Annotated in this window: 21 protein-coding genes and 1 pseudogene; 2 read left to right on the top strand and 20 right to left on the bottom strand. The window is 31.2% G+C overall.

Annotated elements, in window-relative coordinates; all coding sequences use genetic code 11:
• Positions 1–55: 55 nt before the first annotated feature.
• From aroB to rho, 7 genes are all read right to left on the bottom strand, one after another.
• Positions 56–1,174 (bottom strand): 3-dehydroquinate synthase, encoded by a 1,119-nt coding sequence (gene aroB, locus BMY79_RS04490; protein ID WP_022747621.1) that lies wholly within the window; start codon positions 1,172–1,174, stop codon positions 56–58.
• Between the two features lie 54 nt (positions 1,175–1,228).
• Positions 1,229–1,816: a ribonuclease H1 domain-containing protein gene (locus BMY79_RS04485; RefSeq protein ID WP_022747622.1), complete on the bottom strand. Its 588-nt coding sequence runs from the start codon at positions 1,814–1,816 to the stop codon at positions 1,229–1,231.
• 64 nt (positions 1,817–1,880) lie between these two features.
• Positions 1,881–2,957, bottom strand: a complete 1,077-nt coding sequence (prfA, locus tag BMY79_RS04480) for a peptide chain release factor 1 (protein WP_022747623.1) — start codon at positions 2,955–2,957, stop codon at positions 1,881–1,883.
• Positions 2,958–3,019: 62 nt separating this feature from the next.
• Positions 3,020–3,850, bottom strand: coding sequence for a peptide chain release factor N(5)-glutamine methyltransferase (gene prmC / locus BMY79_RS04475; protein WP_074730477.1), 831 nt, complete (start codon positions 3,848–3,850; stop codon positions 3,020–3,022).
• The gene (locus tag BMY79_RS04470; RefSeq protein WP_074730476.1) at positions 3,840–4,772 is read right to left on the bottom strand and encodes a DUF1385 domain-containing protein; all 933 of its coding nucleotides are present in this window, start codon (positions 4,770–4,772) and stop codon (positions 3,840–3,842) included. Before BMY79_RS04470 ends, prmC begins: the two co-directional genes overlap by 11 nt.
• Before the next feature lie 265 nt (positions 4,773–5,037).
• Positions 5,038–5,238 (bottom strand): 50S ribosomal protein L31, encoded by a 201-nt coding sequence (rpmE, locus tag BMY79_RS04465; protein WP_027422126.1) that lies wholly within the window; start codon positions 5,236–5,238, stop codon positions 5,038–5,040.
• A gap of 210 nt (positions 5,239–5,448) precedes the next feature.
• Positions 5,449–7,164 carry a transcription termination factor Rho gene (gene rho / locus BMY79_RS04460; RefSeq protein WP_022747629.1) on the bottom strand — a complete coding sequence of 572 codons (1,716 nt, stop codon included), beginning with the start codon at positions 7,162–7,164 and terminating at the stop codon, positions 5,449–5,451.
• A 381-nt stretch (positions 7,165–7,545) separates the two neighbouring features.
• Here rho and BMY79_RS04455 point away from each other — a divergent pair, with 381 nt between their 5' ends.
• On the top strand, positions 7,546–8,061 hold the full coding sequence (locus BMY79_RS04455; RefSeq protein WP_022747630.1) for a DUF4364 family protein: 516 nt from the start codon (positions 7,546–7,548) through the stop codon (positions 8,059–8,061).
• Positions 8,062–8,148: 87 nt separating this feature from the next.
• On the opposite strand, the gene BMY79_RS04450 is transcribed toward BMY79_RS04455, so the two are convergent.
• The 4 genes from BMY79_RS04450 to dapF all read right to left on the bottom strand — a co-directional run bounded on the left by BMY79_RS04450 (position 8,149) and on the right by dapF (position 12,097).
• Positions 8,149–8,775 carry a flavin reductase family protein gene (locus BMY79_RS04450; protein WP_029067473.1) on the bottom strand — a complete coding sequence of 209 codons (627 nt, stop codon included), beginning with the start codon at positions 8,773–8,775 and terminating at the stop codon, positions 8,149–8,151.
• 81 nt (positions 8,776–8,856) lie between these two features.
• Positions 8,857–9,741 (bottom strand): 4-hydroxy-tetrahydrodipicolinate synthase, encoded by an 885-nt coding sequence (dapA, locus tag BMY79_RS04445; protein WP_022747633.1) that lies wholly within the window; start codon positions 9,739–9,741, stop codon positions 8,857–8,859.
• Between the two features lie 19 nt (positions 9,742–9,760).
• The gene (locus BMY79_RS04440; RefSeq protein WP_074730475.1) at positions 9,761–11,233 is read right to left on the bottom strand and encodes a UDP-N-acetylmuramoyl-L-alanyl-D-glutamate--2,6-diaminopimelate ligase; all 1,473 of its coding nucleotides are present in this window, start codon (positions 11,231–11,233) and stop codon (positions 9,761–9,763) included.
• 36 nt (positions 11,234–11,269) lie between these two features.
• A complete protein-coding gene (gene dapF, locus BMY79_RS04435) occupies positions 11,270–12,097 on the bottom strand; it encodes a diaminopimelate epimerase (RefSeq protein WP_022747636.1) in 828 nt (275 codons plus the stop codon).
• 162 nt (positions 12,098–12,259) lie between these two features.
• Here dapF and BMY79_RS04430 point away from each other — a divergent pair, with 162 nt between their 5' ends.
• Complete coding sequence (locus tag BMY79_RS04430) at positions 12,260–13,102, top strand: AraC family transcriptional regulator (RefSeq protein WP_022747638.1); 843 nt, start codon at positions 12,260–12,262, stop codon at positions 13,100–13,102.
• 151 nt (positions 13,103–13,253) lie between these two features.
• Here BMY79_RS04430 and BMY79_RS04425 read toward each other — a convergent pair whose 3' ends face one another.
• From BMY79_RS04425 to yajC, 9 genes and pseudogenes are all read right to left on the bottom strand, one after another.
• Entirely contained in the window at positions 13,254–14,906 is a 1,653-nt protein-coding gene (locus BMY79_RS04425; protein WP_027422124.1) for a putative manganese-dependent inorganic diphosphatase, read from the bottom strand.
• A 216-nt stretch (positions 14,907–15,122) separates the two neighbouring features.
• Positions 15,123–15,323, bottom strand: a pseudogene (locus BMY79_RS04420) (cold shock domain-containing protein).
• A gap of 112 nt (positions 15,324–15,435) precedes the next feature.
• Positions 15,436–16,395 (bottom strand): mechanosensitive ion channel family protein, encoded by a 960-nt coding sequence (locus BMY79_RS04415; RefSeq protein WP_022747642.1) that lies wholly within the window; start codon positions 16,393–16,395, stop codon positions 15,436–15,438.
• Positions 16,396–16,476: 81 nt separating this feature from the next.
• The gene (locus tag BMY79_RS04410) at positions 16,477–17,640 is read right to left on the bottom strand and encodes a phosphoglycerate dehydrogenase (RefSeq protein ID WP_022747644.1); all 1,164 of its coding nucleotides are present in this window, start codon (positions 17,638–17,640) and stop codon (positions 16,477–16,479) included.
• A 108-nt stretch (positions 17,641–17,748) separates the two neighbouring features.
• Positions 17,749–18,831, bottom strand: a complete 1,083-nt coding sequence (gene serC / locus BMY79_RS04405; protein ID WP_027422122.1) for a 3-phosphoserine/phosphohydroxythreonine transaminase — start codon at positions 18,829–18,831, stop codon at positions 17,749–17,751.
• Positions 18,832–18,867: 36 nt separating this feature from the next.
• The gene (ilvB, locus tag BMY79_RS04400) at positions 18,868–20,604 is read right to left on the bottom strand and encodes a biosynthetic-type acetolactate synthase large subunit (protein WP_022747646.1); all 1,737 of its coding nucleotides are present in this window, start codon (positions 20,602–20,604) and stop codon (positions 18,868–18,870) included.
• 22 nt (positions 20,605–20,626) lie between these two features.
• Positions 20,627–22,300 (bottom strand): dihydroxy-acid dehydratase, encoded by a 1,674-nt coding sequence (gene ilvD, locus BMY79_RS04395; RefSeq protein WP_022747648.1) that lies wholly within the window; start codon positions 22,298–22,300, stop codon positions 20,627–20,629.
• A gap of 77 nt (positions 22,301–22,377) precedes the next feature.
• A complete protein-coding gene (gene leuB / locus BMY79_RS04390; protein WP_074730474.1) occupies positions 22,378–23,508 on the bottom strand; it encodes a 3-isopropylmalate dehydrogenase in 1,131 nt (376 codons plus the stop codon).
• A gap of 455 nt (positions 23,509–23,963) precedes the next feature.
• Entirely contained in the window at positions 23,964–24,278 is a 315-nt protein-coding gene (gene yajC / locus BMY79_RS04385) for a preprotein translocase subunit YajC (protein WP_022747650.1), read from the bottom strand.
• Positions 24,279–24,305: the final 27 nt, after the last annotated feature.

Genomic DNA, 24,305 nt, shown 5'->3' with positions numbered 1-24,305 from the left:
AAATATTACATATTATCATTATAATACTTTTTGTGTTTCATGCAAACAGCTTTATTTATTCAAAATAATTGTTAATAATATTTCTTATTTCTTCCTCACTAATAGGCGTTGCATAAAGATTTTCGCCAAAACAAACGACATCACCAATTCCTTTTTCTAACACAAATCTTAACTTGCCATCTCTGACTTTTTTATCTGTATATAATTTTTCAATTAATTTTTCTCTATCTATGTATTCTGGAATTTCTGTTGGTAGATTAGCCTTTTTCAAGAGAGCTATAACCTTTTTGACATCACTTTCAGTCATATAACCTTTTTCTTTAGCTAAATACGCTTGTGCAACTAAACCAATAGCAACTGCTTCTCCATGTAATAATCTATAATCACTTACTGTCTCAATTGCTCTTCCGAAAGTATGTCCTAGGTTTAAAACTTCTCTTAATCCGCTTTCCCTCTCATCTTTCATTACAACTTTATATTTAATTTCACAATTGTAATTAGCTATGTATTCACAGGCTGTGATATCGTTAGAATATATTTTTTCCATGTTTTTCTGTAAAAAATCAAATAATTCCTTACTTGCCATGCATGCATGTTTAATTGTTTCTGCCATTCCACTATACATCTGTCGATCTGGTAATGTCTTCCATGCTTCTAAATCAATATACACTTTCTTAGGTTGATTAAAAAGACCAATTAAATTGGTTGCAAGAGGAGTATCTACAGCAGTTTTCCCGCCAATTGAAGCATCTGCAGCTGCTAAAAGAGTTGTAGCATAGGTAATAAAAGGCACTCCTCTACCATAAGTACCTGCTAAAAAACCTGCTAAATCAGATACAACTCCGCCTCCTATTGCAATCACTGCACAATCTCTTCTATAACCTTTTTCGAGCATTGCATCCTCAATTTTGCTTTTTGTTTCTCTAGTTTTACTTTTTTCACCAGCCTGAACAATAAATATATCCGCTTTATAATTTTTTTCAACTAATAAATCATAAATTGGTTGTGCATATATATCTAAAACATTGGTGTCTGTTATAATTGCAAATTTCTTGATTTTTCCCAAAAGTCCATTACTAATATCTTCAACTAATGTCCTTTTTAAATTATGACCAATTAAGATATCATAACTATCATCTACAACCTTTTTTAATTCTACTTTAAACTTACCCATAACTATTCCTCTCTTATTTTTATTTGTACATTTTTATTGAGCTTTAAGTATATATTATATTCCTACACTTTCTTTTGCAAGTCTATCAGCTTCTTCATTTCCTTCAATTCCAGAATGACCTTTTACTTTTACAAAATTAACTTTAAGGTCAGCTTTAATTGAATTGTAGAAATCATAATACGCTATGGTACCTTTCTTATTTCTTTTCCATTCACCTTTAGCCCACATTTCAATACCCATATAATCATAATAAATATTAATTTCTTTAATTCCAAGCTTAACAGCTTTTTCCATGGCTGCCATACTTCCTAATATTTCTCCCGAAACATTTCTCATACTTGCCATTTCTTCATCTTTTCCGTTTCCCTGCAATATATAGCGTTTATCATTGTATTGTAAAAAACCGCCATATCCATATACACCTGTAGCAATATTAAATGATCCATCAACAAAAGCAAATGGTAAACTTTCATCTATTTTGCCAGATGAACTATCACCTAAATAATTTTTTGCTTCTTCTAATGTCAAAAAGCTCTTATACATAGCACCTTTAAAACCTTTAACGGCTTTTTCACATTCTCCCCAAGTATTAAAAATTCCTGTTTTATATCCTTTACGAACAGCATAAAATTTCTTTGCCATATTTATCTCCTAATAATTATCTTATTTTAAAAAAAGATTGTAGCAAAACACTACAATCTTTTTTTTAATCTTCACCCATCTTGCTTAATTTCTTTGCCTGATCAGCAGCTATACATGCATCTAAAATTTCAGCAATATCTCCATTTAAAATCTTATCTAATTTATATAATGTTAAATTAATTCTATGATCTGTTACACGTCCCTGTGGGAAATTGTATGTACGAATCTTTTCAGAACGGTCACCTGTACCAATTTGGCTTAATCTTTCTGCAGACTCTGCATCTTGTTTCTTTTGTAACTCTAAATCATATAATTTTGTTTTTAATAATGCAAACGCCTTAGCTTTGTTTTGAATCTGAGATTTTTCAGTCTGGCTATAAATTACAATACCTGTTGGATAGTGAGTTAAACGAACAGCCGAATCTGTTGTATTTACACACTGACCACCGTTACCTGAAGCTCTCATTACGTCAATACGAATATCTTTTTCATCGATTTGAATATCAACATCTTCTGCTTCTGGCATAACTGCAACAGTAATTGTTGATGTATGAATTCTACCTGCTGACTCTGTAGCTGGCACACGTTGAACACGATGAACACCTGATTCATATTTCATTTTTGAATATACACTAGGTCCACTTAACATGAAGTTAACCTTTTTCATTCCACCTATACCGATTTCTTCAACTTCTAAAGTTTCAACTTTCCAATTCTGTGTTTCAGCATAGTGAAGGTACATTCTATAAATTTCTGCAGCAAATAAAGCAGCTTCATCTCCACCTGCACCTGCTCTAATTTCAACAATAACGTTCTTATCATCGTTAGGATCTTTTGGAAGAAGTAAAATCTTTAATTTCTGAGCTAATGTTTCTAAATTTTCTTTAGATTCATTTAACTCCATTTTAGCTAATTCTTTCATTTCCTCATCTGATTCTTCACTTAAAATTTCTAATGAATCATCAATATTTTGCTGACACTCTTTATACTGCTTATAAGTCTCAACGATTGGCATTAAATCGCTTTGTTCTTTCATAAGCTTTCTAAAACGATTAGTATCACTTGCGACATCAGGCTCACTTAATGTATTCATTAATTCTTCATAATGTCTAACTGTATCATCTAACTTATCAAATAACATAATTACACTGTATTCCTTTCTTTCACATTGCAATCTTTATTTATAAAAAATAAAATATCAATCTACTCTAACTGTCCAATAACTACTCTATCGTTTCCCGCAAGATCTTTTATAACTTGGACGTTTTTAAAATCTGCTTGATTCATAAGCAAATCAAGACTCTTTCCTTGGTCATATCCAATTTCAAAAATCAAATAACCTTTATGATTCAAAAAATCTTTGCTATGTCTGACTATTTTTTGATAGAAATACAAACCATCTTCTTTTCCATCTAATGCCCCTATTGGCTCAAACATTGCGACCTCCGGCATAAGATTTTGTATTTCTTCTGTTCTAATATATGGTGGATTAGAAACAATAACGTCAAACTTATCTTTAATATTTTCAAACAAATCACTTGTCTCAAACTCAGCAACAACGTTATTTAGTTTAGCATTTTCTTTTGCAAGATTAATCGCATTTTTAGAAATGTCTACACCTAAACCTCTTACATCCTTAGTATTCTTTAAAATACTTATCAAAATACAACCACTACCTGTACACATATCTAGCACGGACATATTAGGCTTAATAATCTTAAGTGCTTCTTCCACAAGTGTTTCTGTATCTTGTCTTGGTATAAGCACAGAACTATTGACTTTAAAATTTAAACCATAAAATTCTTGCTCACCTGTTATATATTGTAGTGGTACTCTTTCAGCCCTTTTACTAATAACAAAATCGTATTCTCTTGCGTACTCAGGCAGGACATCATCTAACATGTGCAGATAATAATAATTTCTATCTATTTTACATACCATCTCAAGCAAAAGCCAAGCATCATTTTTAGCATCTGTTATTCCTGCCTCTGCTAAAAGCTTAGTTCCGCTCTCTAAAACTTCTCTATAGGTCATATAATCTCTGTTCCTTTTGCCATTTACTCCAATCAAAAACTGCTTCAACTGAAGCAATCCCAACTTCTATCATATCATCATCTGGTTCTTTTGTTGTAATTCTTTGCATCCAAAGTCCTGGTGCACTTATTATATTAATAAATTTATTATCTTTCTTTCCAGCTAATTGAATAACCTCAAAAGATACACCTGCGATAAGTGGAATACAAACTAGACGAATCAAAAGCTTAACTATATGAGAATCAAATTGTATAAACATAAAAAATATTATACTTATCATCAACACAAGTATCAAAAAACTAGTTCCACATCTCTTATGATGTTTTGAACTCTTTCTAACATTCTCAACTGTAAGCTCATAACCATGCTCTATACAATTAATACACTTATGTTCTGCACCATGATACATATATACTCTCTTTATATCTGGTGTAAAAGAAATCAGACTTATATATAATAAAAATATAACAAGTCTTACCATCCCTTCTAGGAAAGCGACTAAAACTTTAGATTTAATGTATTTTTCAAAAAGCATAGACACAAAGTATGGTAAAACAAAAAATAATCCTACAGCAAGTAAAATCGAAGTTGCCACAGTAAGCGCTATCATAATTGTCTCTTGTTTTGATTCTTCACATTTAGCTTCTTTGACATCTTTATTCTTTTTATTATCATCTTCCTCAAAAAAAGATGCAGAATACATCAACGTTGACATTCCTAAATATAAAGACTCAACAAAACTAATTATTCCACGTATTATAGGTATTTTTCTAATTTTCTTGTTTTTAATTATTCCTTCATATTCTGATACTTTTATTTCTATTTCATTGTCAGGCTTTCGTACAGCAACCGCATAATGATCCTTATTACGCATCATCACGCCCTCCATTACAGCCTGTCCTCCGACACCTGAATATTTCATAATCTCCTCCGTTTGTATAACAATATTAACCTATTGTATTATATCACAACGTGGAATTATGTAAATGAAAAAAATATATAAATTAATGGCTATATAATTAATAATATATAAATTAATAGCTGCATAATTTTAAAAAAATAAATTAATGGCTATATAAATCAAAAATAACTAAACGTATTTTTAATTATTTATAAATAAACACAGTTACAATCAAAAAGGTTGAGATTCAACAACCTCAACCTTGTAATAAAATAACTGCTTAATTCTATTTCATACCGTATTTCTTGTTGAACTGTTCGATACGTCCACGAGCCTTATTAGCTTTCTGCTGGCCTGTGTAGAAAGGATGACATTTTGAACAAATTTCAACGTGAATCTCTGGCTTTGTAGAACCTGTTACGAATGTGTTACCACAGTTACATGTAACAGTTGCTTGATGGTAATCTGGATGGATTCCTTTTCTCATGCTTTTCACCTCTTTTATATTCTTATCGTTTAATTTATGCTTCATTCTTCTGCACCCGTATACCCGATCCGTATATGATACTTATAACGAAGAACGACACTTTCGTCCGCTTACATCCCGATAAACAGCAGACTTATTATAACATGATATTTTTCATAAGTCAACAAAAATGTTCTATTGTTATAGTTTATTATAGTTTCCTATATTTCCCTAAAACTTGATTGTTTTAGCCTTAGCTACAACTTCTGCGTTATCATCTGTACGACTAAATAAATTAAGAATCATTTCAGCCGCATCATCTGCTTTCATTCCTCTTAATCCTTTTCTCATTTCTTCCACAGCTTTATATTCATCACTATCTAATAACAAATCTTCACGTCTTGTACTAGATTTAGAAATATCAATAGCTGGGAAAATTCTCTTTTCTGAAAGTTTTCTATCAAGAACAACTTCCATGTTACCAGTTCCTTTAAATTCTTCAAATACAACATCATCCATACGGCTTCCTGTATCAACTAATGCTGTTGCTAATACTGTTAAACTTCCGCCTTCTCTAATATTTCTAGCAGCTCCGAAGAATTTCTTTGGCATATGAAGTGCAGCTGGATCTAAACCACCTGATAATGTTCTACCACTAGGTGAAACTGTTAAGTTATATGCTCTTGTTAATCTTGTAATACTATCTAATAAAATCATGACATCACGATTGTGTTCAACTAAACGTTTAGCTCTTTCTAATACCATTTCTGAAACACGTTTATGATGTTCTGGTAACTCATCAAAGGTAGAATAGATAACTTCTACGTTTTCTCCTACAATTGATTCTTTAATATCTGTTACTTCTTCTGGTCTTTCATCAATTAATAAAATAATCAAATGCATGTCAGGATTATTAGCTGTAACTGATTTTGCAATATCTTTTAATAAAGTTGTTTTACCAGCCTTTGGTGGAGACACAATCATACCTCTTTGTCCTTTACCGATTGGTGAAATCAAATCTACAACTCTCATTGCAAGTGAACATCCTGGTTTTTCTAGATGAATTCTTTCATCAGGGAAAACTGGTATCAAATCTTCAAAATTTGGTCTACCAATAGCAGCTGATGGTGGATATCCATTAACAGATGTAACATATAATAATGCAGAGAATTTTTCTCCTTGTGTTTTAATTCTCGTATTACCACAAACAATATCACCTGTTTTTAGATTAAATCTTCTAATCTGTGATGGTGCAACATAAACATCTTCATCACCTGGTAAGTAGTTAGCTGATCTGATAAAACCAAATCCATCTGGCATAACCTCAAGAATACCATTTGCAGTATATCCGCTATCTAAATCTGCATTTTCCTCTCTAATGGATGCAATGTCATCTGGATGCGAATTCTTAGCATATTTACGATTATCTGAATAATCATTATTTCTTGAATTTCTATATTGTGTCATTCTATCATTATTCTTTTTAACCTCATACTGATTATCATCTGAGAATCTTCTCTCATCAATATTGTTCTTATATGATGCATATCTATTTTGATATCCACCATTATTATCGCGTGAATAACCATTTGATCCATTATCCGAATAATTGATTTCTACTGTTCTATCATTTTTGCGATAATCATTTCTTGAATTTAATTCTCTGTAATTATCATTTCGATAGTTGTCTGTCTTATACTCCTTATTGTAATTGTTTGAAGCAGAATAACTTGATCGAATATCATTAGTTTGATTAGAATATGAAGAATATGAAGACATATTTCTCGTTTCTTTATTATTCTGATTAGAAGTGCTACTCTTTGCATCTTCTTCTACTAATCTTTCAATCAATTCTCCCTTCTTTAATGTTGAAAAACCTCTAATTTTTCTTGCTTTTGCAATCTCTTTCAAGCTAGAAAGAGACAAAGTTTCATACTTCTCGCGCATTATCTTCTCCTATTTTTCATTGAACATTGTTTTTTTTACTTTTTTATATTAACGATTTACGTTACAGTACTAATTATTTATAATTACTAGCAACCATCAATAAACTAGCATTCCTATAGCCTAAATACTTGTTATTCCAAACGTTCTAGTTGTATTATCTAAAAAAAATGTTTGGGAATTTGTCTGAACTGACTTGACTCTGAAAAGAGTTAACATCTTTAAAATTGAAACCATATCACTTGATTTACATTTTCAATCGTGTTACTATATTTCTAGAAGTAGTGTAACAGATTTTTTATTACTTTTCAATACTATTTTAAAAATAATTATTACATTTAAAAAGTAATTATTAATATATACATATATTATTTTGGAGGTATTATGGCTGAACCAAATACATTATACAAGCTCATCATCCTAGATATGTTAGAAAAAATAGACTTTCCCCTATCTAACTCGCAGATAACTAATTTCTTCTTGGATGCTGATTATACTAATTATTTTAACGTTCAGGAAATAATTCAAGACCTTGAAAAAGCTGGATTAATTTTTGGCACCCGAACACATTCTAATACTTTATACTCTATCAATGATTTTGGTAGAGAAACTTTAGGATATTTTAAAGATAAAATATCTGAAGCTGTTGAGCAAGATATTCTAAAATATTTCGAAAAAAATAAATTCGATTTAAAGAAAGATAATTCTATTAGAGCTAATTATTATAAAACCGACAATCAAAAATATGCTGCACACTTACAAGTATACTCTAATAATCAAGCGGTAGTAGATATTACCTTAGTTGTTCCTTCTCAAGCACAAGCTAATGCTGTTTGTACAAATTGGAAAAACAAAAATACTGATATTTACGAATATTTAATGGATAATTTGATTCAATAACTATTAGAAAATTATAATTTTTATTTATCTTATATTGTTAAAGTCCTCTCTTTCGAGAGTTCTTTAATACAATATAAGATTTTTATTTTACTTTTTGGTCTTATTAATTTTATTATTTTTACTTTTCTTATTTTTTTTACTCACAGCTTTTTTATTTTTTTTAATACTGTATCCAAACTTTCCTAATTTCTCACCTAATGCAAAATACTCACCATGTGAATACATGATTAAATTTGTGTCATTGATATGGAATCTGTTTGTTTCATCAAAATATTTATCGTCAACCACTACACCAACAACGTCCGCTATAAACATATGATGACTTCCTAGCTCTTCAACTTTTCTTACTTTACACTCTATGTTTACTGGACTTTCTGCAATACCTGGAGCCGATACATGTTCCATTTTACTCTTAGTCAAACCTAGTTCTTTAAATTTATCGACATCTTTACCACTTTTTACACCACAAAAATCAGTTTCTTTTACTAAATCTTTTGTTGTAAGGTTAACTACAAATTCATTTGTCTCTTTTATCATGTGATATGAGTAACGTTCTGGACGTACTGAAATAGATAACATTGGTGGATTAGTGCAAATTGTACCTGCCCAAGCAACTGTTAAAATATTGGCATTTCCTTCTTTATCAGCCACACTAACCATTACAGCTGGTACTGGATTTAACATATTACCAGCTTTCCATACTTCTTTTCCCATAAACTTATTGATTTTAATCCTTTCTTTATAAACTACAAAATACCCCGACTAATAAAAGCCGGAGTATAATGTCTTAAAGAATTATATAATACATGCATTCTTCATTGCAAGCTCTAATTCTTTTTTATGTGATTCTTCTAATTCTGTAAGTGGTAATCTCAATCCTCCTGCATTGTATCCCATTATGTTTGCAGCCCATTTTACTGGAATTGGATTAACTTCACTAAATAAAGCGTGGATTACATTTAAATATTTAAGCTGTAATGATAATGCCTTCTTTGTATTACCTTCTAGATAGCTCATAACCATATCATGTGTATCTTTTGGCGCAACATTTGATAATACAGAAATAACTCCAATTCCACCTAGCGAAAGGATTGGAATAACCTGATCATCGTTTCCTGAATAAATATCAAGCACACCATCATTTTTAGCAGCCAAATCAGCAATTTGAGAAATGTCTCCACTTGCTTCTTTTATTGCAACTATATTTTCAAATTCTTTAGCTAAGGCAATTGCTGTATCTGGTAAAATATTACATCCTGTTCTTGATGGAACATTATACATAATGATTGGTAAATCAACAGCTGTTGCAATAGCTTTATAATGTTCATATAAACCTGATTGAGTACATTTATTATAAAATGGTGTAACAACTAATATTGCATCAGCTCCAACTTCTTTAGCCTGTTTAGATAATTTAATAGCTGTATTAGTTGAATTAGCACCTGTACCTGCAATTACAGGAATTCTCTTATTTACTTTTTTTACTGCAAACTCAATAACCTGCTGTCTTTCTTCATAAGACATTGTTGCTGGTTCACCAGTTGTTCCACAAACAATGAGTGCATCTGTGCCTCCAGCGATTTGATCTTCTATAATTTTTCCTAACTCTTCAAAATTAATTGTTTTATCATCATTAAATGGAGTTAATAATGCAACTCCTGCACCTTTAAAAATTGACATAATATTTCTCCTTGCCATCTTATAAATTCAAATTTGGGGTTTCTTTAATAATTTCTGCAATAAGTTCTCTCTCATCCATATGGTGTTTAACACCTTTAATCTCTTGGTAATCCTCATGACCTTTTCCTGCTAAAACCACGATATCGCCATCTTGTGCATTTTCCATACAATATTTAATAGCTTCTTTTCTATCTGGAATTGTAACATATTCGCCATCAGCTTTTTTAACACCTGTTAAAATATCAGAAATAATGTCCATTGGTTCTTCATCTCTTGGATTATCCGAAGTAATTACTGTTAAATCAGCAAGCTTAGATGAAACCTCACCCATTTCAAAACGTCTTGCTTTAGCACGATTTCCACCGCAACCAAACAAACATACTAATCTTTGTGGTTCATATTTTTTAAGTGCTTTAAGAAGACTTTCTAATGACATTGCATTATGTGCATAATCAATCATTAATGTATATCTTTTTGTTACAGGTACGATTTCAATTCTTCCTTTAACAGTAACATCTTTTAAAGCTTTTTGAATGATTTCTGGTTTAATTTCAAAGTAATTGCAAATTGCAATTGCAGTTAATGAATTGTAAACACTAAATGATCCTGGAACATTTACTTCTACATCAAAATCACATTCACCTGAAACATGATATTTAACACCTAATTCACCATGTGCTTTTTTTAATTCAACATTTTTAGCAACTAAATCATTTGTATCATTGTAACCAAATTTTAAAACATCACATGTGTGACCTTTTAAAATTTCTTCTACATGTTCACTGTCTCCGTTAAAGATTCCTTTTTTACACTGTCTAAATAATAAACTCTTACAATATGTATATTCATCGAAATCTTTGTGTTCATTTGTTCCAATATGATCTGGTTCTAAGTTAGTAAATACACCTATATCAAACACAAATCCTTCTACACGACTTAATTTTAAAGCCTGTGAAGATACTTCCATAACAACTGCATCTAAACCAGCATCAACCATTTCTCTAAAATATTTCTGAACAACAAATGATTCTGGAGTAGTATTAGCTGATGGAATTTTTTTATCTCCAATGATAGTCTCTATTGTACCAATTAAACCTGTTTTAATACCTGCAGATTCAAGAATTGATTTTACCATGTATGTAGTCGTTGTCTTGCCTTTAGTTCCTGTAATACCAATAGTTTTAATTTCTTTTGAAGGATAACCAAAGTATGCCGCAGACATATAAGCTAATGCTTTTCTTGAATTCTCAACTTTAATTACTGTAACATTTTCATCTACTTCTACGTCTTTTTCAACAACAACACATGCTGCGCCTTTTTGTACGACGTCTGGAATAAATTCATGTGCATCTCTTACAGTTCCAGAAATACATACAAACACTGAACCTTCTTCAACTTTTCTTGAATCATATACAAGTGTTGTGATTTCTTTATCTACATCACCTTGTACTAAAGTATAATCTAATTTTTCTACTAATTGTTTAATTGTCATCTTCAAACCTCTTTTTTAATTAATCTTTAAGTCAAACTATATATTTCCGTTAAAAACTTCTGTCGCTGGGCCAGTCATAAATACGTGATTCGATTCTCTATCATATTCAATCACTAAATCACCGCCTAATAAATGGACTAACACTTTATCCTTTGTGTAATTATTCAAAATACAAGCCATTACACACGCGCAAGTTCCTGTTCCACATGCAAATGTTTCAGCTGAACCTCTTTCCCATACTCTCATAGAAACTTCGCTATCGCTTATAATTTCTACAAACTCTGTATTTGTTCTCTTAGGAAAAAGAGCATTATTTTCGAAAATTGGTCCATATTTTTCAATTTCAAAATTCTTTACATCATCAACAAATACAACTGCGTGTGGATTTCCCATTGAAACACAAGTCATTTTCCATTCTCTATCACCAATTGTCACTGGATAATCAACTACTTTATCCAAATCTAATGCAACTGGTATATCTTTAGCTGAGAAAATAGGTTCTCCCATATCAACACGAACTGTTTCAACTTTACCATCTTTAACATTAAGTACTAAATGTTTGATTCCTGCTCCTGTCTCAACATCAACTTCTTCTTTATCTGTCAATTTATGATCGTACACGTATTTTCCAACGCATCTGACACCATTTCCACACATTTCGGCCTCTGATCCATCTGCATTAAAAATACGCATTCTAAAATCAGCACAATCTGATGGTCCAATTGTAATTAATCCGTCTGAACCAATCCCAAAATGTCTGTCACTAACTTTAATTGACATTTTTGCGAAATCATCTATTTTTTCTTCGAATAAGTTAACATACACATAATCATTTCCACAACCATGCATTTTTGTAAATTTCATTTTAAAATCACCTATTCCTTCCTTCTCAGCTTAATAAACTCTATCTACATTCCATAGTATATGATATATAACACAATTTTTATTAAAAACAAATAATGTGCTTTATATATTGCAAATTGTGCTTTTTAAGTGTAACATATAGCTACAGGGAGGTTTATAATCATGAATTCATATAATCGAACAGGTTATTTAAAATCAAACTTTAAAATATTTCACTTAAAAGACCAAAAAAAACATGATATTGAATATCACTATCATGATTTTCATAAAATATTAATTTTCTTAAGCGGTAATGTCACCTACTCAATTGAGGGACGTTCCTATGAGCTTCAACCTAATGATATTGTTTTTGTAAATTCTGGCGAAGTTCATAAACCAATTATTAATGACAATTCAACTTATGAGCGCATAATTATATATATTTCAAAGGACTATTTAGATAGTTATAGTGAAAAAAATAATGACTTAAGTCTTTGTTTTAAAAAAGCCTCTAGTAACAAATCTCACGTCCTACGTGTACATTCTTTTTCAAACAGTAAACTTGGCAGTATTACTAAAGAACTTGAGGCCTCTTTTAATACAGATGCATATGCTAATGATTTGTATCATAACATTTTATTTCTAGAATTTATGATACAGCTTAATAGATTATCAATTAACGATGGAATTGAATATATTAAGAATTCATCTCCTAATCAAAAAATTGTTGAAATAATTAATTATGTAAATAATAATTTGACAGATGAGATTTCCATTGATTCTCTTGCAAAAACTTTTTTCTTAAGTCGCTATTATTTAATGCATATTTTCAAAGAAGAAACCGGGTACACTATTGGAAACTACATTACAAATAAAAGACTTCTTCTTGCAAAAGATTTTATACTTCATGGAATGCCCATAACTGCCGCCTGCTATGAAAGTGGTTTTAAAAATTACTCTACGTTCTCACGAGCTTATAAAAAGACATTCGGAACCACACCAACAAATGCTTTTAAAGAGTCTTAACATATTTAATTACAAAAAATTTAAAGGAGCTACATATGTAGCTCCTTTTATAATAATTGTGGTCTTTATATTAAGTCTTCATATAAGGTAACGCTTTAGAAAATCACCTTAAATTTCAACGAAATACCATTATATTCTACACGTTTTTTTCTTATGCGTCAATAGATGCCATGAATGAAGGAATAAGTTGTTTCTTTCTAGATACAACACCCTCTAACCATAAACTATCATCGCCTGTAGCATTTGGATATGCTTTACTAGCAATTTCTCTTGCACCTTCTCCACCACAGATTAAATCTGTAGATTCTGTTAAAATATCTGTTAACATAACAAATATCATATCGATTTTCTTTTCGGCAATCATGTCATCAAGAGCTGGAATTAAACGAGCTTTAACTTCATCTAATTGTTTTTTACCCATAGCACTTACTTGATCTACACCAAATGCAATATCGCCAGCATGGAAGATTTTGAAATCTTGATTTAAAATTTCTTCAACTGTTTTCTCAGCGAAATTACTTCCTGCTTCAAACATCTTAATAGCTAATTCTTCTACTTCTACTCCTGCTATCTTGGCTAATTCTTCTCCTGCCATTTTATCAACTGGTGTACATGTAGGTGAGCGGAACATAAGAGTATCTGAAATAATTGCAGAACATAACAAGCCAGCAATTTTTGGTTCAATTTCAACACCATTTTCTTTGTACATCTGATATACAATAGTACCTGTACATCCTAATGGTTGGTTTCTAAAATAAACTGGTGCAAGTGTCTGTAAATCACCAATTTTATGATGATCGATAATTTCAACAACTTCTGCATCATCAATATTATCTAATGCCTGAGATTTTTCATTATGGTCAACTAAGATAATCTGTTTTTTATCGAAGCTTAATAAATTACGTCTTGAAATCATACCAATATAGTTCATGTCATCATCTACAACAGGGAAATCTCTATGTCTAACCTCTGACATTGTCTTTTTAACGTCAGATAATAAATCATCTAATGTAAATGTTGTAAAATTCTCTCTTGCCATGAAAAATTTAATAGGCATACTCTGGTTAATTAAACGAGCAGCTGTAAATGTATCATAAGGTGTGCTAATGATAACAACTTCTTTTTCTTTTGCAGCTTCTAAAACCTTCTCGCTTGCGCCAAAACCATTACTTACAACGATACAGCTACAATTTTCTTCGATTGCAAGAAGTTGAGAATCTTCTCTATCACTTAAAATAACTAAATCATCAGATTCAATCTTATCTTTTAATACTTCTGCTGTAGCTGTTCCGATAACAACTTTACCTTTAACAAAGTATCCATGTTCGTTACCAATTAATAATTTACCAGCTAATGTTTCAATAATATTTTTGTATTGTGTTCTAGCGATAGCTAATGTTTCATTATCGTATACATCCATGTATGACTCTGCGATATCGCCAGTAACAATTAAGCCTTCAAGTTTATTTCTTGTATTAACAACTGGTAATGTAGCAACATTTTGATCTTTCATCATATCCCAAGCTTTTCTGATTGAAATATGGCTACTTACACCTTCTGTTTTACGGATTTTAATATCCTTAACCTGTGAGCCTGCATCTAACACTAATTCAGGAGCTTCAATGCCAAATCTTTCTAAAACATATGCTGTTTCTGGATTAACATCACCAGCTCTTCTAGCTTCAAATTCAACTTCTTCATTTTTGTTGATTGCATTTTTTAAATGTGCATAAGAAATAGCAGAACAAATTGAATCTGAATCCGGATGTTTATGTCCTACTACCCAAACTTTCTTTTTTTCCATATAAAAATCTCCTATTGTATAATTTATATTTAAAATAATATTAATTAAATTATTATTAATTACGTGTAAAAATATGTGCAAAATATTAATTTTTAAAAATAACACACAATATCTGTTATACTAGAAAATCCCATACCTGTCAACCTTTTGCACAAAAAAACACAGACCTAATCACTAGGTCTGCGTTAATTGATATACATCTTTAAGATACTAGTTTTATTGTATAGGTGATACGTTTGTTGCCTGTGGGCCTTTTTCTCCATCAACTACTTCAAATTCAACTTTTTCCCCATCTTTGAGTTCCTTGAATCCTTCCATGTTGATAGCTGAAAAATGTACAAACACATCTTTTCCTGCTTCATCTTATAAAAAACCATACCCTTTTTTTGCATTAAACCATTTTACTGTACCCTGCATAACTAAATTCCTCCTACCTATTAATTAAACTATTTACAACAATTAAAGAGTAACACAACCACTAGGTAATGTCAATAATTTTCAGAAAATTTTCTCTTATACTATTGTTTTGTTATTCTTTTTTTAGTGATACATCCATTTGTGGATAAGGAATGTTAATATGATGTAAATCTAACTGATTTTTTATCTCTTCTGTCAAATCCCATTTAACGTTCCAATAATCCTCACTTTTAACCCATACTCTAAGTCGCATGTCAACAGCGCTTTCTCCAAGATCAGAAACAAAAACTTTAATTTCTTTATCTCTAAGAATTCTCTCATCGCCTACTGCAATATTTCTTAAAATCGTTTTTACAATGGACAAATCTGATTCATAACCTACACCAACTGTTAAATCAACCATTCTTTCATCCATTTTAGATACATTTGTCAAACTAGTATTTGATAATGTACCATTTGGTATAAGAATCATTCTATTATCAACAGTTAATAATTTAGTATAAAAAATAGTTATTTCATGAACAGTTCCTTCTTCTTTTGAACTGTTATTAATAATATAATCTCCAACTACGAAAGGTTTTAATAATAAAATTAAAACGCCACCTGCGAAATTTGATAAGCTGCCTTGTAAAGCAAGACCCATTGTTAAACCTGCCGAACCAACAAGTGCTACAACAGAACTTGCAAGTCCAAATTTTGCAAGCACTCCCATACCTATTAAAATATAAATTGAATATTTAACTAATGAACATAAAAAAGTATTTACACCTTTTTCTACACCAAATTTATTTAGTGATTTGTTCATTATCTTAATTACCGCTTTTACTATTTTTCTAGCAATAAATATAACAAGAATAACTAATAAAATGTTAAGAATAAAGTCTAATCCTTGTGGGATTAAATCTTCTAACCATTTTTTTATGATTGAAGGTTTTTCAACAACATTTTGTACTGCATCTGCTGCATTATCTGACATTTTATTAATCTTATCTTCTGTTGTTTCTTTTGCTATGAAACCGTAAAGTATATTAGGTATTTTCCCAGTAGTTCCAAAAAATTCAAGCAAATTCATCCTTAATACTTCCTTCCATATAAATATTTCACAGATAGTATACCATAGAATGATCTATAATCAAAGTCAAAACGCTTTCATCTATTTAACTTTTCTAACTCTTAATACACCATCAATTGCTCGTAATTTTTCTAATACATCTTCATCGATCTTAGAGTCAACATCAATAAGAGAATATGCGTAATCGCCTTTACCTTTATTAGTTAAATCTGATACGTTAACATCAGCATCTTTTAAAATTGTCGTATACTGAGCAATCATACCTTTATTATTTCTATGAAGAATGCTTATTCTTCCCTCGCTATTACAAGCACCCATACTACAATCTGGGAAGTTTACAGAATGAACGATATTTCCATTTTCAATAAAATCGCGTACTTCTCTGACTGCCATCATTGCACAGTTATCTTCTGATTCTGCTGTTGACGCCCCTAAATGTGGAGTTACTATACAATTTTTTACGCCTGCCGTTGTTTCATTAGGAAAATCTGATACATACTTTCCTAACTCATCATTAGCTAACGCCTCTACTACCGCCTCTTCATCAACTAATAAATCTCTTGCAAAATTAAGTAATACAGCATTTGATTTCATCATTGATATTGCATCTTTATCAATCATTTTTTTAGTAGATTCAACGAGTGGCACATGAATTGTAATAAAATCACAATTTTTATAGATATCCTCAACGTTGCTAATGTGTTTTATGTTATGTGACAAATTCCAAGCTGCATTAACGGATATATAAGGATCATAACCATATACTTCCATTCCAAGATGTTGTGCTGCATTTGCAACTAAAACACCGATTGCGCCTAAACCGATTACACCTAATTTTTTGCCTAAAATTTCATGTCCGGCAAATTTCTTTTTTTGTTTTTCAGCACTTTTAGCAATTAAGTCATCATCCTGATTATCTATAATCCACTCTACTCCACCGAAAATATCTCTTGAAGCATATAACATACCTGCTAAAACTAATTCTTTTACTCCATTTGCATTTGCTCCAGGTGTGTTAAATACAACAATACCCTTTTCAGCACATTTATCTAATGGAATATTATTAACTCCTGCTCCAGCTCTTGCAATTGCTAACAAAGAATCAGGCAATTCTAAGTCATGCATTGCACAACTTCTTACTAAAGCAGCCTGAGCTTCATTTAAATTATCAACTTTATTATATTCTTTAGAAAATAATTTTAATCCTACATCTGCGATAGGATTTAAGCATGTATAATTAAACATTTTCTACTCCTTACTTTTTATTGTGTTTTTTGTTTTGATGTTACTATTTTTTTGTTTCTATTGCTTTTTTTGTGTTTGTTCTTATCTTTTTTATTGCTGTATTATACTTTATTTATTGTTTTTTTCAAACTCTCTCATAAATTCAACTAATTTTACAACACCTTCTTTTGGCATTGCATTGTAAATAGAAGCTCTCATACCACCAACTGTTCTATGTCCTTTTAAGTTAACAAAACCAGCTTCGGCTGCCTCTTTTACAAATTTTGCATCTAAGTCTTTATCACCAGTTACAAAAGGAACATTCATCAATGAACGATCTTCCTTTTCAACTGTTCCCTTAAACATTTCACTTTCATCAAGGAAATCGTATAAAATTTTAGCCTTTTCTTCATTAAGCTCCTTCATTTTTTCAAGTCCACCTAATTTTTTAAGCCATTTAAATACTTTGCCACAAATATAAATATTGTAACAAGGTGGTGTATTATAAAGTGAATCATTATCAGCCTGTGTCTTATATTTTAACATCGTTGGTGTAAAAGGCATTACATCATCTTTTACTAAATCTTTTCTAATAATTACCACTACAACACCTGCTGGTCCAACATTTTTTTGGACCCCACCATAAATAAGAGCATACTTACTTACATCAACAGGTTCAGACAAGAAACAAGATGAAACATCTGCTACTAAATCAACGCCTTTTGTATTAGGTAATTCTTTATACTTTGTTCCATAAATTGTATTATTTTCACAAATATAAACGTAGTCCATATCATCAGTAATTGGTAAATCTGAACAATCAGGAATATAAGAAAAATTTTTATCTGCGGATGAAGCAAGTTCAATTACTTCCCCATATTTTTTTGCTTCGGCTGCTGCCTTTTTAGCCCACTGACCAGTAATAATATAACCAGCTTTTTTATTTCTCATCAAATTCATTGGGATTGCAGAAAACTGCTGTGAAGCTCCTCCCTGTAAAAATAAAACATAATAATTGTCTGGTATATTCATTAATTCTCTTAAATCAGCCTCTGCTTCTTTAATAATGTTATCATACACTTTTGAACGATGGCTCATCTCCATCACAGACATTCCGCATCCTTTATAATCAAGCATTTCCTCTGCTGCTTCTTTTAAAACTTCCTCTGGTAAAACGGCCGGTCCTGCTGAAAAATTATATACTCTACTCATTTTAAACTTCCTCCTAATTCTATACAAAAATTATTTTTATAAATCATTTTCATCAAACGATTCACTAATTGGTGCACCTGGTGCCACCATTGGCCATACCTTATCATCCGAGTCAATTATACAATCAATAACATATGGGCCATCGCATTTTAGAGCTTCATCTAGTGCACTCTCAAATTCTTCTCTAGTAGTTACTCTTTTTGCTATTGCACCTAAACCTGTTGCAACTTTAACAAAATCAACACCATCATCTAATACTGTCGCTGAATAACGTTTGCCATAGAAAAGATTTTGCCACTGACGAACCATTCCTAAAACATGATTATTTACTATTATCTGAATAAGTGGAAGATGCTCTCTTGCTGCCGTTGCAATTTCATTTAAGTTCATTCTAAAGCATCCATCACCTGCAATATTTACTACTTGTTTATTTTTTAATGCAACCTGAGCTCCTATAGCAGCTCCAAGTCCGTATCCCATTGTTCCTAAACCACCCGATGTAAGTAATGTATGTGGTTTTTTATATTTATAAAACTGAGCCGCCCACATTTGATGTTGACCAACTTCTGTCACAATTACTGCATCACCTTTTGTTTTTTCATATAATTTTTCAACTAGGAATGGACCACTTAGACCTTCTTTAGGATATGTTAAAGGATATTTTTCTTTGTAAGAATATATTTCATCTAACCATTCTTTATGGTTAGCTTTTGTTAATTTTGGATTTAATAATTTTAATATTCCCTTTACATCTCCAATTACAGAAGCATCTACTCTAATATTTTTATTTATTTCAGCTGCATCAATCTCAAACTGTAATATTTTAGCATTTTTAGCAAATTCATTTGGATTACCAATAACTCTATCTGAAAATCTAACACCTATTGCAATCAATAGATCGCACTTACTAACACCTATATTCGAAGTCTTAGTACCATGCATACCTAACATTCCCGTATAATTTGCTTTTGTACCATCATAAGCACCTTTTCCCATTAAAGAATCACATACAGGCGCATCAACTAAATCAACAAATTGAGCTAATTCTTCTGATGCTTCTGATATTACAGCTCCTCCTCCAACAAAAATAAATGGTTTTTTTGCTTCTTCAATCAATTTTACTGCATTATCTATTTCGTCTAAATCAATTTCTGTTGAATTTAACTTTATTTCTATTTTTTTACCATTTTGAAGTACTTTATGAACTCTTGATAATAAATCTGTATCTTTTTTAGTTGCTTTTTTCTGTGGTACAAATTCATACTCTACTGTTGCACCAGTAACATCTTTAGCTATATCTACTAAAACCGGACCTGGTCTACCACTTTTAGCTATTGAAAACGCCCTTCTCATAGTAGGTGCTAAGTCTTTTACATCTTTAACAATAAAATTATGCTTTGTGATAGGCATAGTAATTCCAGCTATATCAATTTCTTGAAATGAATCTTTTCCTAATAAAGGAACTGTTACATTACATGTAATTGCAACAACTGGAACTGAATCCATATATGCAGTTGCTATTCCTGTTACTAAATTTGTAGCACCTGGGCCCGATGTTGCAAAACAAACACCAACTTTTCCTGTTGCCCTTGCATATCCGTCTGCTGCATGTGCAGCTCCTTGTTCATGAGATGTTAAAACATGATGTATTTTATTTTGTTTATATAACGCATCATAAACATTTAAGATTGCTCCACCTGGATATCCAAATACTGTGTCTACACCCTGTTCTCTCAAGCTTTCTAATACTACTTCTGCTCCTGTTATTTTCATTCTCATGTCCCCTTAATCTTTATTAAGCTTTAAAATTATTTTCTAAAATAGCTCCTCTGTTACCTGATGTAACCATCTGTGCATATCTTGCTAAATAGCCTGTTTTAACCTTTGGTTCTCTTGGCTGCCATTTTTTACGTCTTTCTTCAAGAACTGCATCATCTACATCTAAGTCCAATTTCATATTTGGAATATCAATTTTAATAATATCGCCTTCTTCAACTAACGCAATTGGGCCTCCGAGTGCAGCTTCTGGTGATACATGTCCGATAGATGCTCCTCTTGATGCACCTGAAAAACGACCATCTGTAATAAGTGCAACAGAACTGCCTAATCCCATTCCTGCAATAGCGGATGTTGGATTAAGCATTTCTCTCATACCTGGTCCACCTTTTGGGCCTTCGTATCTAATTACTACAACGTCTCCTGGCACAATTTTTCCGCCTTTAATAGCTGAAATTGCATCCTCTTCGCAATCAAAAACTCTAGCTGGTCCTTCATGTACCATCATCTCTTCAACAACTGCAGATCTTTTTACTACTGAACCATCTGGAGCTAAGTTTCCTTTTAATACTGCAAGACCACCTGTTTTTGAATAAGGATTTTGTGTTGTCCTAATTACTTCTGTATTTAAATTAACGGCATTTTTTATATTTTCACCTATTGTTTTTCCTGTAACTGTCATACATTCTGTATTTATTAAACCAATATCAGCTAATTCTTTCATGACAGCATACACTCCACCTGCTTCATTTAGGTCTTCCATATAAGTTGGACCTGCTGGTGCAAGATGACATAAATTTGGAGTTTTTTCGCTAATTGGATTTGCAAATGAAATATCAAAATCGAAACCAACCTCATGTGCAATAGCTGGTAAATGTAACATTGAATTTGTTGAACAACCTAATGCCATATCTACTGTTAATGCATTTAATATAGCATCTTTAGTCATAATATCTCTTGGACAAATATTTTTTCTATACATTTCCATAACAGCCATTCCTGCGCGTTTAGCAAGTTTAATTCTCTCTGAATAAACTGCAGGAATAGTTCCGTTTCCTCTTAATCCCATTCCTAATGCTTCTGTCAAACAATTCATCGAATTTGCGGTATACATTCCTGAACATGAACCACATGTAGGACAAACTTTTTCTTCATATTCTTTAACGTCATCTTCTGTCATTGTTCCTGATGCATAAGCACCAACTGCTTCAAACATTGAAGATAAACTTCGTTTTTTTCCACCAATTCTTCCTGCTAACATTGGTCCACCTGAAACAAAAACAGTTGGAACATTAATTCTAGCTGCCGCCATCAACAATCCTGGTACATTTTTGTCACAGTTTGGAACCATTACCAATGCATCAAATTGATGTGCAAGTGCCATACATTCTGTAGAATCAGCTATTAAATCCCTTGTTACTAAGGAATATTTCATTCCAACGTGACCCATGGCAATACCATCACATACTGCGATTGCTGGAAATACAACTGGCATTCCACCTGCTTCTGCTACGCCAAGCTTAACTGCGTTAACAATTTTATCAATATTCATATGACCTGGAACAATCTCATTATATGAACTCACAATACCTACTAGAGGTTTTTTAATTTCTTCTGGAGTAAATCCCAATGCATTTAATAAACTTCTTGCTGGAGCCTGCTGCATTCCAGCTTTCATATTATCACTTTTCATAATATAAACTTCCTTCCTGATTTATTCGCCAAATCATATTTTATGGTAAAACAAAAATGGAAAAATTTCAAGCTTTTTTACTGTAATGTATGACAGTAAATTTCTTTTACTATTAAATCTCCAATTTCTTTCGTACCAACTTGGGTAATTTTCACATTATTCTTACTATTATTTTCTGCATCCTGAGGCATAATATCAATCGTTCTATATCCCTTTTCTAAAACCTTTTGTACTGCATTCTCAATCTCTTTTGCCTCGTTATCTAAATCAAATGAATATCTAAGCATCATCGCTGCACTTAAAATTGTTGCAATTGGATTTGCAATCCCCTTTCCTGCAATATCTGGAGCCGAACCACCGCTAGGCTCATATAATCCGAATTTCGTGTCATTTAAACTTGCAGATGAAAGCATACCAATTGATCCTGTTATCATACTTGCTTCATCTGATAAAATATCTCCAAACATATTTTCAGTTAAAATTACATCAAATTGTTTCGGATCCTTTACTAATTGCATAGCTGCATTATCCACTAACATATGCTCATATTCTACTTCTGGATAATCTTTTGCAACATCATTAACAACACATCTCCATAATCTAGATGAATCTAATACATTTGCTTTATCAACTGACGTTACCTTTTTGTTTCTTTTCATTGCAATATCAAAAGCTCTTATAGCTATTCTTCTGATTTCATTTTCATTATATGTCAATGTATCTGTCGCAGTTTTTACACCATCAACTTCTTTTGTATATCTTTTTCCAAAATAAAGTCCACCTGTAAGTTCTCTCATTATCATCAAATCAAAACCACTCTCTACAATATCTTCTCTTAGTGGACATGCTTTTTTTAATTCTTTATATAAATATGCAGGACGTAAATTTGCAAAAAGATTTAGTGCTTTTCTAATTTTTAAAAGTCCTGCTTCTGGTCGTAATTCTGGTGCTAATTTATACCATGGTGAAGTTGAAGTATTTCCACCTATTGAGCCCATCAAAATTGCATCCTGTTTTTTTGCTGTTTCAATTGCTTCATCTGTTAGCGGAACACCTGTTGCATCTATTGAACAACCACCCATTAGAATTTTAGTATAATTAAATACATGATTATATTTTTTAGCTATAGCATCTAAAACTTTTTTTGCTTCTCCTACTACTTCTGGTCCGATTCCATCTCCTTCAATTAAACCAATTTTATATTCCATCTTCTTATTCCTCCATCATAATTTATAATTATTTTTTTATATATTATTTACATATTGTTGCTGTTTATCATTATTTGTTTATTGTTTTTCATTAAAATTTTATATATATGTATGAAACACATGTGATACTGTCCTTTTTATAAGGACTTATAGTATATATCGTATATTTATTCAAATTTTCATACTATTCCTAAAATTTATAGACTACTTCTGATAATATAACAAAACAAAGCTTTTTACAACAGTTCTAACTATGGTATTTTTTTATGTTTTTTATAAATTATTTTCATAATATTTTAGCTTTTTTATTCCTTATAGTAATATCTTGTAAAAATAAAAAAGATCCTTATAACGACATCTTTTAAAAATAAAAAAAGATGCTATCCTTATGGTCACAATTTAACAATAACCACAAAAATAGCATCTAATAGATTTATTTTCTAATTATTTTCTAATTATTTTTTAGAATCTTTTGCTTTTTCTACTTGAGAAATAGCCTGTTTCTGCATTGGAATACGGCAATTTCTATTATTACCAAATTCTACAATTACTAAATCTTCCTGAATGTCAATAACTGTTCCATAAAAACCAGCAGTAATAAGAACTGTATCTCCAACTTCAAGTTCTTTTAACATAATTTCTTTTTGCTGTTGTTCTTTCTTTTGTGGTTTGATCATAAAGAAATACATGATAACAAACATAATAACTAAAAGACCAATTGAAAGGAAATTAGCCCCTGCTTGAGATGCAGCTAATAAAATTGTATTCATATATCTATCCTCCTAAGCTTCCTTTAA

The organism is Lachnobacterium bovis (assembly GCF_900111325.1).
In the GTDB taxonomy this organism is placed as follows: domain Bacteria; phylum Bacillota; class Clostridia; order Lachnospirales; family Lachnospiraceae; genus Roseburia; species Roseburia bovis_A.
This window is presented reverse-complemented; position numbering and strand designations above follow the sequence as displayed.